Source organism: Cytophagales bacterium (assembly GCA_033344775.1).
GTDB lineage: Bacteria > Bacteroidota > Bacteroidia > Cytophagales > Cyclobacteriaceae > JAWPMT01.
Genome location: JAWPMT010000003.1, coordinates 66,489 through 79,361, shown reverse-complemented (window position 1 = coordinate 79,361; position 12,873 = coordinate 66,489). Strand labels below are relative to the sequence as shown.

Annotated in this window: 13 protein-coding genes; 8 read left to right on the top strand and 5 right to left on the bottom strand. The window is 44.8% G+C overall.

Features of this window, described 5'->3' with window-relative positions; all coding sequences use genetic code 11:
• Positions 1-73 precede the first annotated feature (73 nt).
• The 3 genes from R8G66_08815 to R8G66_08805 all read left to right on the top strand — a co-directional run bounded on the left by R8G66_08815 (position 74) and on the right by R8G66_08805 (position 3,463).
• On the top strand, positions 74-1,051 hold the full coding sequence (locus R8G66_08815) for a YceI family protein (protein ID MDW3192454.1): 978 nt from the start codon (positions 74-76) through the stop codon (positions 1,049-1,051).
• Between the two features lie 216 nt (positions 1,052-1,267).
• Complete coding sequence (yaaA, locus tag R8G66_08810; GenBank protein ID MDW3192453.1) at positions 1,268-2,032, top strand: peroxide stress protein YaaA; 765 nt, start codon at positions 1,268-1,270, stop codon at positions 2,030-2,032.
• A gap of 126 nt (positions 2,033-2,158) precedes the next feature.
• The gene (locus R8G66_08805) at positions 2,159-3,463 is read left to right on the top strand and encodes a DUF4249 domain-containing protein (GenBank protein MDW3192452.1); all 1,305 of its coding nucleotides are present in this window, start codon (positions 2,159-2,161) and stop codon (positions 3,461-3,463) included.
• Between the two features lie 14 nt (positions 3,464-3,477).
• Here the strand turns inward: R8G66_08805 and R8G66_08800 are convergent, their stop codons facing one another.
• Positions 3,478-4,515: a DUF6340 family protein gene (locus tag R8G66_08800; protein ID MDW3192451.1), complete on the bottom strand. Its 1,038-nt coding sequence runs from the start codon at positions 4,513-4,515 to the stop codon at positions 3,478-3,480.
• A 193-nt stretch (positions 4,516-4,708) separates the two neighbouring features.
• Between R8G66_08800 and R8G66_08795 the strand changes: the two genes are divergently transcribed.
• The 4 genes from R8G66_08795 (at position 4,709) to R8G66_08780 (ending at position 7,534) form a co-directional block, all read left to right on the top strand.
• Positions 4,709-5,353 (top strand): DNA alkylation repair protein, encoded by a 645-nt coding sequence (locus tag R8G66_08795; GenBank protein MDW3192450.1) that lies wholly within the window; start codon positions 4,709-4,711, stop codon positions 5,351-5,353.
• Between the two features lie 69 nt (positions 5,354-5,422).
• A complete protein-coding gene (locus R8G66_08790) occupies positions 5,423-6,148 on the top strand; it encodes a hypothetical protein (GenBank protein MDW3192449.1) in 726 nt (241 codons plus the stop codon).
• A 110-nt stretch (positions 6,149-6,258) separates the two neighbouring features.
• Entirely contained in the window at positions 6,259-6,663 is a 405-nt protein-coding gene (locus R8G66_08785) for a hypothetical protein (protein ID MDW3192448.1), read from the top strand.
• A gap of 172 nt (positions 6,664-6,835) precedes the next feature.
• The gene (locus R8G66_08780; protein MDW3192447.1) at positions 6,836-7,534 is read left to right on the top strand and encodes a hypothetical protein; all 699 of its coding nucleotides are present in this window, start codon (positions 6,836-6,838) and stop codon (positions 7,532-7,534) included.
• Between the two features lie 2 nt (positions 7,535-7,536).
• Here the strand turns inward: R8G66_08780 and R8G66_08775 are convergent, their stop codons facing one another.
• From R8G66_08775 to R8G66_08765, 3 genes are all read right to left on the bottom strand, one after another.
• Positions 7,537-8,154 carry an NAD(P)-binding domain-containing protein gene (locus tag R8G66_08775; protein ID MDW3192446.1) on the bottom strand — a complete coding sequence of 206 codons (618 nt, stop codon included), beginning with the start codon at positions 8,152-8,154 and terminating at the stop codon, positions 7,537-7,539.
• Positions 8,155-8,156: 2 nt separating this feature from the next.
• Positions 8,157-8,768, bottom strand: coding sequence for a hypothetical protein (locus R8G66_08770; GenBank protein MDW3192445.1), 612 nt, complete (start codon positions 8,766-8,768; stop codon positions 8,157-8,159).
• Between the two features lie 108 nt (positions 8,769-8,876).
• Complete coding sequence (locus tag R8G66_08765) at positions 8,877-9,737, bottom strand: type 1 glutamine amidotransferase domain-containing protein (GenBank protein ID MDW3192444.1); 861 nt, start codon at positions 9,735-9,737, stop codon at positions 8,877-8,879.
• 225 nt (positions 9,738-9,962) lie between these two features.
• On the opposite strand from R8G66_08765, the gene R8G66_08760 reads away from it, so the two are divergent.
• Positions 9,963-10,307 (top strand): helix-turn-helix domain-containing protein, encoded by a 345-nt coding sequence (locus R8G66_08760; GenBank protein ID MDW3192443.1) that lies wholly within the window; start codon positions 9,963-9,965, stop codon positions 10,305-10,307.
• 62 nt (positions 10,308-10,369) lie between these two features.
• On the opposite strand, the gene R8G66_08755 is transcribed toward R8G66_08760, so the two are convergent.
• Positions 10,370-12,796, bottom strand: coding sequence for a glycoside hydrolase family 3 C-terminal domain-containing protein (locus R8G66_08755; GenBank protein ID MDW3192442.1), 2,427 nt, complete (start codon positions 12,794-12,796; stop codon positions 10,370-10,372).
• Positions 12,797-12,873: the final 77 nt, after the last annotated feature.

Genomic DNA, 12,873 nt, shown 5'->3' with positions numbered 1-12,873 from the left:
AAGAAGGAAAATCTTATAAGAATTGTCGAATTCCTTAGGTGCTGAGGTGTAATTTGAATCTAAAACTCAACAAATGTCAAGACTCAAATTATTCATTTTAGCGACGCTTTTATCAGCTTCATCCGGTTTTGCGCAATCCGGCCTGATGGAAGAAATCTTCCAACTCGACAGAAGTCACTCTTATGTCAATTTCTCCATCACTTACATGGGGTATGCCAAGGTACGTGGAAGTTTCTCGGATTTCAATGCAGCCATCAGATATGATGAAAACGACCTCAGCAAAACGTCCGTTAGTTTCGTTTTGAAAGTCGCATCCATCGATACCAACAATGATTGGCGTGATAAAGACCTCCAATCACCCGGATGGTTCGATGCGGAAGTATTTCCAACCATCCAATTCACCAGTACAGCCGCAAATTCCGAAGGCAATCATTTGATTGTAACCGGCGACCTCACCATCAAAGATGTCACCCAATCCATCGAACTTAAAATGAAGAAGCCTCTCGGTGTATTAAAGGACAATCGAGACGACCTCCAGGTAATCTTCGAAGGCAGCTATTCCCTCAATCGCAAGGCCTACCATGTCATGGGCAAGCGTTGGGATCAGGTCAAAGAAGGCATTGCCTCCCTGTCAGATGAGGTCACGGTAGAGTTCAGTTTATTGGGCAAACAAATAAAGGCGGGAAATTTCAGCAACTGGCTGCGTAATCCTCGCAGCCCGCAACACCACATTTATCAAGCCTACAACCAGGGAGGCACCACCCAGGCAATCGAACAATATCAGGCCATGCAAGACACGATGAATGTGGGGCACCGCGCCCTCAATATGGTCGGATACATGCTCGTACAGGAGAACAAAGCGGCTGACGCAGTAGTCCTGCTACAGCGAAACGCTCAGGATTTTCCCGAACAAACCAATGCATTTGAAAGCCTCGGCGAAGCATTGACACATGCCAACCGGATCGAAGAAGCTCATGTAGTCTATCAAAAGGCACTGGAATTGGATGCCAATAATGTGATTGCCCTTGAAGTCCTCAAACACTTTCAATAGTTGCTTTAAAATCGCTATTGAAGCGCCCCATCACACAAATCCTTGCGTGAGCCCTGCGCCATGCGGGGCTCACGAGGGGCTACTCCTTTGCATATAATTGTTCTAATTCACAATGAGCTTTCATTTCATCCGGAAAAAATTGAATAAGCGCAACTTATCGTCAATTAGTTAGGTTAACCATTTGCGTTTTAATTTGCAGCTCAAAATTTCACAGAGATGATTGCAGTGGTGTCCCCGGCCAAAAGCCTTGATTTCGAAACTCCTTATACCGGAAGGTTCACAACTCCCAGAAAATTGGAGCGGTCTTCTGACCTGATTGAGGTACTTCGAAAGAAAGAACCTGAAGAGATTGGCAACCTCATGTCCATCAGCGACAAACTCGCGCAATTGAATGTGGAACGCTATCACACCTTCGAATCAAACCATGACCTGGGCAATGCAAAACCCAGCTTGTTTGCCTTTCAGGGAGATGTTTATCAGGGTCTGGATGCCAGCACCTTCGAACAAGGGGACGTGGACTTTGCACAAGAGCATTTCCGCATCCTATCCGGTTTGTATGGACTGCTTCGTCCATTGGACCTCATCCAGCCCTACCGGCTGGAAATGGGAACAAAACTCGCCTTTGATGATTACAGGACGCTTTATGATTTCTGGGCACATCAGATAGCAGAACTGATCAATAACGACCTGAAAGAACAGGGAGATGATATTTTGGTCAACCTTGCCTCTCAGGAATATTTCAAATCCGTCGATCAAAAGGCGTTGAATGCTCGTGTGATCGATGTGGAATTCAAAGACCTCAAAGGAGAGGATTACAAGATCATTTCATTTTATGCCAAGAAAGCCAGAGGGCTGATGTCGAGGTACATCATTCAGCATCGAATCTCGGACATTGAAGATTTAAAAGGCTTTGATCTCGGAGGATATTATTTTGACGAAAAGGCATCTTCGAAAAATCAACTTTGCTTCAAACGAAACTAGCACTGTACCACCTATTTGGTCCGATTAAAAAGGCAATAACCTCAGGAGAAATAAGCTGAAATGGTCGTAGATTACAGATTGATATAGGGGTCTCTCGATTCCGGTTGTTCTGTTCAAAATCGACCTATGATAACGCAACGCAGGTCACTGCTTATACTACTAGTTTTAGCTGCATTTGGCAGCTGCATTACCCCTTTTGATTTTGAATCCATCGGACTTAAACGCTCATTGGTCATTGATGCTTCGTTGACTAACGAAACCAGGGCTCATTTCGTCAACCTCAGCTACACATTCGAGATAGATACCTCTCGCACTGATCCTGCAGAAGGCGCCAGCGTAGCTTTCATTGATGATACTGGCATCAGAACACAACTACCAGAACGGTCTCCAGGACTATACACCACCGATTCTAGTTTCACGGGAATACCTGGCAGGACGTATGTACTGGAAGTAACCCTGGTGGATGGAACGGAATATCGATCAACACCCGAGCTGATGCCCGAACCAGTACCTATCGATAGCATTTACGGTCGGTACATCACCATACCTACCGATGACAATGACACAGATCAGACGGGTGTGCAGGTCTTTCTGGATGCGCGTTCGACTGATGGTGAACCCAAGAATTTCCGGTACACTTATCGTGAGAGTTTCGAAACACCCGTACCGCATGGCTCACAATACGACTGGTCAGGTACAGGAGCGAACTTTAGGATTTTTGAACGAGAGAAACCCCTGGGTACGTGTTACCGAAAGGGCGAATCCACTACCACCATCGTAGGAACTACCCGAGGACTTTCGGAGAATAGTATTCTTGAATTTCCAATTCGCTTCATCAATGAATCCGCACGAGAATTGGCCTACAGCTACATCATTGAGGTAAGTCAATATACGATTTCCAACAACGCCCATGAGTTTTATCGCTATTTGCAGGAAAGTAATGAAGGTGCCGGAAGTTTATCTGATCGCCAATTGGGTAGCATTAATGGCAATATTGCTGATGTCAGTGATCCTCTAACGCCGGTTCTTGGATATTTCGAGGTAGCAGGTGTCGCTAAAACGAAAAGAATCTTTAGTTATCACGAATTTCTGGATGACGGCATCCGTACCGAGGAGTGGATCTGTCTACCCCTGGAAGATGGGCAAGACCTGGGCATGGGGTGTACCTATATTGGCGTTCAGCCATGGCAGGTCCGATTCACGGAGGTAGAAGAAATCATTAACCCCAGAACGGGTGACACGATCAGAAATATCGTAACCCGATTCGATTACGGCATCATCGATGCTTTCGTCAATGATCCGAATTGTGGGGGAAGTGAAAGAATTGTTGGGTTCAATGATACTGGAGATCAACTTTTCCTCGCACACGAATTATGCGGCGATTGTACGCTATACGGATTGCTGGACCGACCTTCGGTCTGGGACGACTAGTCTCTTAACAGCATTCAGAATCCACCCAATTGCTGACTGGCGATTTCTTCGTTTCTCATGCGGTTCAGCAACTGATTGACATACGACCGACCTCTTCTATATCCAAAATCGGTATACGCTTTTCCCGCCCAGTACTTGGCCTCATTCAAGTCTCCGAGGGCTTCATATCCTACGGCGATGTTGTAGGCCAGAAATCCAGCAACCTTCTGACTTTTTGGACGCTGAAGGCCTGTCTTCCAGGCATTGATCGCGGCCTCCCAATTGTCTACTTCTGAGTACCTGGCGCCTTTGGCTACCGCCTCCGAGTGCTTGTGTTTACCTCTAAAAGTGCGGTTCACAAAGATGTTCATGGGCGCAATTCGCCCCGCATAACTTGCTCCGAGTGCGCCGCTCAAATTTTGAGTTGCCTGGGTCTTGGTAATTAAAGCCGCCAAAGCCTCTGCTTTGCTATCTGCAGAAGCATTCCATGTTCCAGTCCGATTAAATAATTCCTGATCTTCCACTGATCGTGTTTTAGGATTGTACAATCGAATACCGATCTTGATATTATCGACACCTTCGGCATAAAACTCTTCGACCTGTACTTCTCTTTTTTCAACCGTTCTGGTCACCATCTTAGAGGTTTCCGTCACAATAAAATCTGTATCAAACAACTCTACCGCAAGCAGGGCATCGGTCCCATAGCGGGCGCACAATCGCTCTACTTCCGGCCAGGACAATGGTTTGGGAAACGCGGCTGTCAGGCTGTTACCTTTTAAGCGTTCCGTTGAAAGCTTCACCTCAAATCGATCTGAGGTCCTTAATTGATGTCTTAAAGCATTCATTAAAGATTGCACCGCCGCTTTATCCTCATCAGGCAATTCACCAGTCAGCACTCCCTCCAGAATATTGAGTCCACCTACATCAAACTTGGTTCGGTCCACCATGACAATCGACTTAATATCGGCAGGTACATCAATATCAGCAGGTCGCACGGAGTTGAAAGAAACAGTTCGATTACCAGCACAACTAAAAATCAGCAGGCAGAGTAGGAAAGGCAGCAGTTTATGCATTGTCAATTAGGTTAGTCCTGTAAAATTAAAACGATCCCAGATACTTTAAGTCACAACTCGTTTAGTTGGCATATTTGAGCGTGAACAACACCGGAACTGGTGCGGGCCGTATTGCATCCCATGATTGAAACGAATATCTTTAATTATCAGTAATTCAAATACTGTAGCTGTTAGTCTTAACCATTGAATTCTCATGAATCTTTCCCCTGGAGCCCAAGAAGTTTACCATCGAATCCACGATGCCACAAAACTCGGAGACATCAAGAAACTGGCTAAAGAGATCAAAAAAGACCATGAGCTTGCGATGGAATTGTGGTCGACAGCACACTTGATTGCCAGAAAACTAGCGGTATTGATCATGGACAAGAAATTGCTGAAACAACAATTGATCGATCAATTGGTTCTTGAAATGCAAGTGCATACCCAGGAAGAACAAAATGGATTAATGGAATGGCTAATGGCCAATCAACTGATGAAAGACAAGCAGGCTACATTATTGATCAATTCCTGGGATAAAAGTCCCTCCGCCTTACAGCGACGCACCTTTTGGTATTATCAGGCACGCCTTCGGTGGACCGGACAAGCACCTCCGAATAATACACAAGAACTTTTAGATGCGATTGAAGTCAACATGCCCACAGAAGACCCTATTGTACAATGGGCGATGAATTTCACTGCAGGTTGGATTGGTGTTTATGATTCAACAAATCGAAAACGCTGTATTGCCATAGGAATTAAGACAGGATTATTCAAAGATGAAGTCATTGCCAGGGGGTGTACCCCTAACTATTTACCGGCATTCATAGATACGGAAGTGAAAAAACGAGCAGGCAAATAACACCAATAAGTTCATGGATTTCCCTCAATTTTTCCTATTATCGGTGGGTCGAAACAACCACAGATCAAGATGAAGAAATTATTTACTGAAAAACAAACAACCATCGCCGCTGTAATAGCAGGACCTCTTCCTGCTGGCATCCTGATCTTCATGAATTATAGAGCACTTGAAAAAGACCGGGAGGCCATCATTTCATTGGCATTCACGTTGTTGTTTTCCATCACACTATTTTATGCAATTTTTGCCTTGCCTGAAGAAACTATAGATAATATCCCAAGTTTCTTTTTCACGGCGGGTTATGGTCTGTTGATCTATCTATTTTTCCGAAATTTCATGACTGCAGCCATCAACCGTGAATTGGAAACTGGCGCTCAAAAAAGATCCGGATGGGCAGTGGCAGGAATTTCACTGTTGGGATTAATCCTTAGCCTTGGCATCATGGTTTTGCTGGCTGCAGATGAGATTTATTACGAAGGTGAATTAGTGGAGTACCAGGGAAATAAGCTTTATCATGATGCGGAAATTCCCGAAGCCGTAATCAACGACTTTTTGCAGCAATTAGATCAGGATGATTTTTTTGGTGAAGATGCTGCAAACATCGCTCACTTAGATTTAATAGCAGGTGACTATTTCATTACATTGTTGATCAGTGAAGAGAATTGGTCTGATCAGGACATCATCAATGGGGTGGTCCGCCTGAAAGAACAAATGCAGCTGAAGAGCGAGACCAAGATTCATATGAAGCTGGAATCAGTAAGTTTCACCGGGGAATCGACCTTTAAGTACATCGATTGATCGGATCTTTAGTTCGAAAAACTTCACTATCTTCCGAATTAGTAACACCAACCAATATGTATCCATCCTTCCGCCAACTTATTCTATTCCTGAGTTTTTTAATTTTCACGTTGAGCTCATCCGCCCAAAACTGGGCATCATCTGACCAGCAAGAATTCATTGATGGTTGTATGGATGAACCTGAGGAGATCGCCGAAGAAGCCGAGTGCTCCCCTTCTGATGAAGACGATTTTACAAGTTTAGATATCGAAGAAGCCCCTCGAACCAAATGGACTCTTGAGGAAAGGGAAAATTTTATCAGGGAATGTGTGGCGAAGGCGGAAAAAGGGCTTGGAACCAATAAGTCTCGTCAATATTGTCACTGCATGCTGTTCGAAGTGGAGAACAAATATCCAACCGCTAGTAGCGCTGATCAGATGACACATGATGACGCCAGGCCTTTGGCCGTAGAGTGCATGGGAAGTCCTGAATGGCCTGAAGAAACGCAATCGCAATTTCTTGAGAACTGCATTTGAAGCGCAACAAAAGGAGGCATGGGTGAGGAAAAAGCATTGAATTATTGTAATTGTATGGTTTACAAACTAGCCTTCCTATTCCATGATCCTAACGACTATAACCTGAATGAGGACGAAATATCTTTACTTGCAGATATGTGCTTGTTACAGAGCGAATTTTAGAGAATAAAGGATGCGACACACTCTACTACTTTTCGTGATATTGATTTCCTGCATGGGTCTTTCACAAAGACTAACCGCTCAAAACTGGACCTCAACCGATCGGCAAGATTTCATCGACGGCTGTATGGGAGAAGCGGAAGGAATCATGGGTGAAAATCAATCCAGAGACTATTGTTACTGTATGCTATACAAGGTCATGGATATTTATGACACACCTGAAGCGTCGAATAGTATGACCGAAGCCGAAGCGCTCCCGATGGCAGAAGCTTGTATTGAAAGTTTGAATATCGTAGCACAGGAAAAGCAAGAATGGGAGCTGGAAGAAAAGGAGAACTTCATCAAGGTCTGCGTCGGTGAGACAGAGGAAACCCTGGGAGCGAATAGCGCGCGCCAGTACTGTTATTGTATGTTATTCAAACTCATGGATATCTATGAAACCGCTTCGGAAGCTGACCTAATGACACAGGAAGAGATCATGCCGCTGGCAACTGAATGTTTGGGTAGTCAGATCTGGTCCAGTGAGGATCAAGAGAGTTTTCTTTACGACTGTATTGATACTGGAGAGGAAAGTATGGGTGAACATGCAGCAGTCAACTACTGCAATTGCATGGCTCAGGAATTGGCCATCATGTTTCCAGATCCCAATGATTATAATTTATCTGAAGACGAACTTACGGCATTGGCCAAGAAGTGTCTCTTCCAGGAGTAGCGTTATCTCTTCAATAACTTGAAACCGATCTCGCGACCCTGTCCCTGAAACATGGCCAGGTTAATCCAGAAAAAAGCAAACTGTTCCATCAGTTCGAATTTGTCATTGCCTCCGATATCATAACAAGCTCCAAAGCCAGCATCCATGGCGAGTTGTGAAGCAATCTCTTTTGCTTTTGAACTATATCCCGCTAAAAACGCATCGATCACTTGACCATCATACTCCGTATTTTGCATGTTATTAAAGCCTGTCGTATTAAAGCACTTAACCACGTCGTTAGTAGTCGTGTGAGCAATAATGGCATCCGTCGTATTAGGATAGCCATCAGGGCCATTGCCACGGACGATGTTCATGCTGTCAATGATCACCTTACCTGTTGTATTTCCTAATGATAAGGCAACTTCAATCGTCACTTTGGCAGGTGTAGCAATCAACACGACTTCTGATTGGGCCACGGCTTCAGGAATGGCTTGTACGGAGGTATTGGCATTTTCCAACAATGGTTTCCCTTTAAAGTTTTGCTGGTCGTTCACTCCCAGGAAGATCTGATGACCAGCCTGAGACCATTTCGTGGCCAATGCTCCTCCAACGTTACCCGTACCTATGATCGCTATATTCATCTCTAAAACTGTTTTCTTATAAATACACCTGGATTCGAGTCTGTTTGATTGTAGGATTGCCCTATTCCCGACAGATTCAGCCCAAATCCGAATTGGTAGCCCCCACGACTCAGTCCTACCCTCATTCGTTGTACACTGGCAACGTGGCCACTCTCTCCAAAATTCGAAAAGAGTTCGAGGCTTGTGTAAAGTAGCCAATTATCATTAATAGCCGGCGTATATCTAAGGATGGAGAACCAGCCATAGCTCAAGTCACCACTAAGGCCAATGAAGGCAAGGGCGTAGATCATCCAGGTACCATTGGCTTTAAACAAATGGATCCCTACATCACTTCCGGCTCCTGCATTTGAAATCCGTCCTAGGATCGTTCCTCCTATGCCGGATTTTAAGGTGTAATTGAGGTAAGCCCCGGTAAACAGGTTAGTATTTTCATCATAGTCAGTTGTCGCTCGTGATCGACTGAACAAAGACCATTTTCGGTCCTCATCAAAAGTACTGAACCATTGTGCGTCCACGAAAATGCGCTCGGTCCCCGGCATGAGCTCCAGGCTTTGACTGGTTGCATTACTTAATAACATGAGCAAGGCTATGATGAAGAGAGGAGTGGTTTTCATGATCAAGTTAAATAGAAAGAAATGTCACATTGAGCCTGCCTCATAGGCAGATAGGCCTGTCGAAATGGACATTTCTCCCTATTAGGGCTATATAAGCTTAAGCTAAAATCACTTCGACAATTGCTCCACAACCAATCTTGCCGCCGCTGCCCCGGAGTTCTGCTGCTGTCCGGTGATCAGGTTGCCATCTGCAATCGCATAAGAAGAAAAAGGCACGGCTACCTTGAAGTTAGTGCCCTCAATCTTGCGCGCTTCATCTTCAATTCTGTAAGGCTGGATCTTCTGACCGACCGCCTGATCGGCAAAGTCCTCCTCCGAATTGGCAAAGCCAGTCCATGTTTTACCTTTCACCAATAATTCTCCATTGCTCCCTTTTGCTTCCAATAACAGTGTCGTTGAATGACATACCGAAGCACTTGGTTTACCAGACTCATAGAAGTCTGCGAACAAAGTTTCCAGTCCCTTGTTGCCGCGGTAGGTATACATGGGACCCTGACCGCCTACCAAAAAAACCGCATCGTAATCAGTCGTATTCACGGCAGAGTACTGCTTTGTATCCTTCAACATGCTATTGAACCAATCCTGCTGCATGTAACCTAAAGAGATCACATCATGCGCTGAGTAACCGCTTGCATCTGTAGGATCTGAATAACCATCCATGACCACTGCTCCTCCTTCGGTGGATGCCAATTCTACCTCATAGCCTGCTTCCTGAAACACATGCAAAGGATGTGTCAATTCTGCCGCCCAAAAACCAATGGGCCACCCGGTTTGCTTCGATATAGCAGGACTACTGACGACCATCAGTATCTTACCTTTTGAGGGCATACCATGGGCATGCACATACTGCTGCGTCTCCCTCACTGCTGCTTCCATTTTTTGATCGTTTGCGGTTGTACTTTGTGACTTTGATTCACATCCCATGAAAACCAAACCACTTAAGATGATGAGTGTAATTAAATGTTTCATATGTATCGTCTTCTTTCAATCGCCATCGGTTCGCCGTAGCGATGGAATTCGCAATAAACTCCTACCACCTCAACTTAAGATAATTTCAGATGGCTGGCGTTTATGCTCATTTCATATCCGAATGATTCATACGACAAATATGAAATGATACCCTATCTTTAGACCTATACTTACCTAGAATAGAGATACTTACAAAATAGAAAGTATATTGAAAATCAGATAGTTATGCCGGAGTTCATGTATAAGAATAAACTGTATTACAACCCCGTGGAGTTTGCTATGGACCGAATCGGGGGTACCTGGAAGATGCCGATCCTTTGGCGATTGAAGGATAAAGTGATGCGATTCAGTGAGCTCAAAAGAGACATCAGTCACATTACCGATAAGATGCTCACCACCCAATTGCGGGAGCTGGAAGAAGAGGGGTTCATCAACCGAAAAGTCTATCCGGTGGTTCCGCCCAAAGTAGAATACTCCATGACCGAAAAAGGCATGACCTGTGTCCCGATCATCGAGACCATCAGGAATTATGGCTTATTCCTGATTGAAGAAGCGGGGATTGAGCATTAAAAAAACTATGTTCCTTATTCATGATTTCGAGGAAGGAAATCAATGTTTCATTAAAATGTTGACTACAGGATTAGATCAACCACAAACTCTTTTCGGATATCTCTGCTAGAAACACCCAGTTTAAAGGCATATTCTCCACCTTCTACAACCCAGTCCTTCTTCTCCTCATCCCAGTAACTCAACTCTGACTGAGCAATGGTGAATTGCAATTCCTGAGTTTCTCCAGGTGCCAGGGCTTTGCTTTTAGCAAATGCTTTCAATTCCTGAACCGGTCGATCAATGGTCGTGTTAAGTTTCTCACTGTAAAGCTGTACAACCTCTTTTCCAGCAACTTCTCCCGAATTTTGAATGGTCACAAAAATGGTGATGGTATCATTTTCAAGTACCGTTCTCATCTCACCGTATTCGAAATTTGTGTAAGACAGACCATATCCAAATGGGTAAGCCACCTCCATTGCTTGTTTATCAAAGTGACGATACCCTACGTAAACGCCTTCGTCATAATGCGTATAGTCTTTGTTTCGGACCCAATCTGCCTCGGGCCTTTCTTCTGGTGGAGCGAGTAACATCATGAACATCTGCCCGGCACTCCACTGCTCTCCACTTTTGGGGAAATTGGCATCCGAAGCATGATCGGAGAGCTTCACCGGGAAGGTCATTGGCAGTTTACCACTGGGGTTCACTTTCCCCGAAAGGATATCCGCCACGGAGTTACCTCCTTCTTGTCCACCTTGCCAGGCCAATAGAATGGCATCGGGTTGTCCATTCCAGGAAGCCGTTTCTATCACTCCACCAATATTGAGCACCACAACCAATTGCTTGTTCGCTGATTGATATGCTTCCGAAATCATGGTGATCATTTCTTGCTCCAGGTCGGATAACAGAAAATCATCCTTTTCCACACGATCTCCCCCCTCACCTGAATTACGACCGATGGTCAGAATTCCCACATCGGAAGAATTGACTATTTCTTTCAACTGTGCTTCAGTAAAACGAATCTCAGGTGGATCGTAGGGTGAGAAGATCACGTCCATCCCTTCTGGTTTTACAAATCCTTTCGGATTCGCATCTCTATGTGCCTGATATACTACTTTGGCCTGCTGATTGATGCTAAACCCTGCATTTTCCAGGCCTTCTTCCAAGGATATTGTATAGGCTTCATTGACATCCCCGGAGCCTGTACCTCCGGCAATAAATTCATAGGAAGTGACGCCAAGCAGAGCCACATTTTGTCCTTGAGCCAATGGAAGTGCTCCCTCGTTTTTCAACAAAACCATCCCTTCGGCTGCAGATTGCCGGGTTACTTCGGCATGTGCTTTTAAGTCAGGATCATTACTGAATGCATAATTCTCCATTTTACGAGAATTAAGGATCAGCTCGAGAATTCTACTCACGGATGTGTCTATGGCCTCCATGGTCAGAGAACCGTCCGCTTGTGCCTCAATCAAAGCATCCCACTGTTTCTTCGTACCCGGTTCCAACAAGTCATTGCCAGCCATGATCTGCTCCGTTACATTTCTCCCCCCAAACCAGTCCGTCATGACCAGACCTTCAAATCCCCAGTCCTCTCTCAAAATATCGGTGAGCAAGTACCTACTCTGAGAAGTGTAAGTTCCATTTACCTTGTTATAAGAGGACATGATCGTCCAGGGTTGTGCTTCTTTTACCAGGATCTCAAAACCTTTCAGGTAGATTTCTCGAAGGGCTCTTTCCGAAAGGATGGCATCATTAAAATTCCTGTCTGTCTCCTGATTGTTGGCCACATAGTGTTTCACGGAAGTACCTACGCCATTGGATTCAATGCCATTGATCACGGCAGCGCCCATGTACCCCGTTAGTAGCGGATCTTCAGAATAATACTCAAAATTTCTACCACAAAGTGGGTGTCTGTGAATGTTTGCTCCAGGCCCTAAAATCACGTCAATACCATATTCCATCGCTTCTGTCCCCATGGCATCTCCTACCTGATAAACTAAGTCTTCATTCCAGGTAGAGGCCAGCAGAGTAGCAATCGGAAAAGCGGTGCAATAGTAGGTATCCTTATCTCCTTCTCGCGTGGGTTGAATGCGCAATCCAGCAGGTCCGTCTGATAAGAATATGGTCGGTAGTCCCAATCTTGGTGTGGGAACGATGGTACCCACTGCCCCAGCGATGCCATCAGGATCACCTTGCCCCATGGCCGAAGCAAGACCGGAACCTTTCAATAAGTGCAGTTTTTCTTCAATAGTCATTTGAGAAAGCACATCTGCTACCCGTTCAGCTATCGGCTTCCGGTCATCTTCATACACATCCAACGTGCCATTCCCATTACGGTCCGGGAAGGTGTAACCATCAACCGTCAATTGTTCGAGTGTTGGTTTATCCGAATAATCTGACTCAAAATCGAGGTAAGTCTTATTGAAGAAATTGAAGATGTAGAAACCAGTCCCGCCTAATAAAAGGACAATAACAACCAGAATGATGAGGGTAATTTTAAAAATGCGCTTCATGAGATAACTATTTGTGACATTTTGCCACAAACTTAATTATTATCAGCAATGTGACAAAAAGCCACATATATTACTTT

Bases quoted from the DNA above. Each gene is read 5' to 3' on its own strand.
- R8G66_08770 (MDW3192445.1), bottom strand. From the start codon at position 8,768: ATGAAAACCACTCCTCTCTTCATCATAGCCTTGCTCATGTTATTAAGT.
- R8G66_08775 (MDW3192446.1), bottom strand. From the start codon at position 8,154: ATGAATATAGCGATCATAGGTACGGGTAACGTTGGAGGAGCATTGGCC.
- R8G66_08765 (MDW3192444.1), bottom strand. From the start codon at position 9,737: ATGAAACATTTAATTACACTCATCATCTTAAGTGGTTTGGTTTTCATG.
- R8G66_08755 (MDW3192442.1), bottom strand. From the start codon at position 12,796: ATGAAGCGCATTTTTAAAATTACCCTCATCATTCTGGTTGTTATTGTC.
- R8G66_08780 (MDW3192447.1), top strand. From the start codon at position 6,836: ATGCGACACACTCTACTACTTTTCGTGATATTGATTTCCTGCATGGGT.
- yaaA (MDW3192453.1), top strand. From the start codon at position 1,268: ATGATTGCAGTGGTGTCCCCGGCCAAAAGCCTTGATTTCGAAACTCCT.
- R8G66_08795 (MDW3192450.1), top strand. From the start codon at position 4,709: ATGAATCTTTCCCCTGGAGCCCAAGAAGTTTACCATCGAATCCACGAT.
- R8G66_08760 (MDW3192443.1), top strand. From the start codon at position 9,963: ATGCCGGAGTTCATGTATAAGAATAAACTGTATTACAACCCCGTGGAG.
- R8G66_08815 (MDW3192454.1), top strand. From the start codon at position 74: ATGTCAAGACTCAAATTATTCATTTTAGCGACGCTTTTATCAGCTTCA.
- R8G66_08805 (MDW3192452.1), top strand. From the start codon at position 2,159: ATGATAACGCAACGCAGGTCACTGCTTATACTACTAGTTTTAGCTGCA.
- R8G66_08790 (MDW3192449.1), top strand. From the start codon at position 5,423: ATGAAGAAATTATTTACTGAAAAACAAACAACCATCGCCGCTGTAATA.
- R8G66_08800 (MDW3192451.1), bottom strand. From the start codon at position 4,515: ATGCATAAACTGCTGCCTTTCCTACTCTGCCTGCTGATTTTTAGTTGT.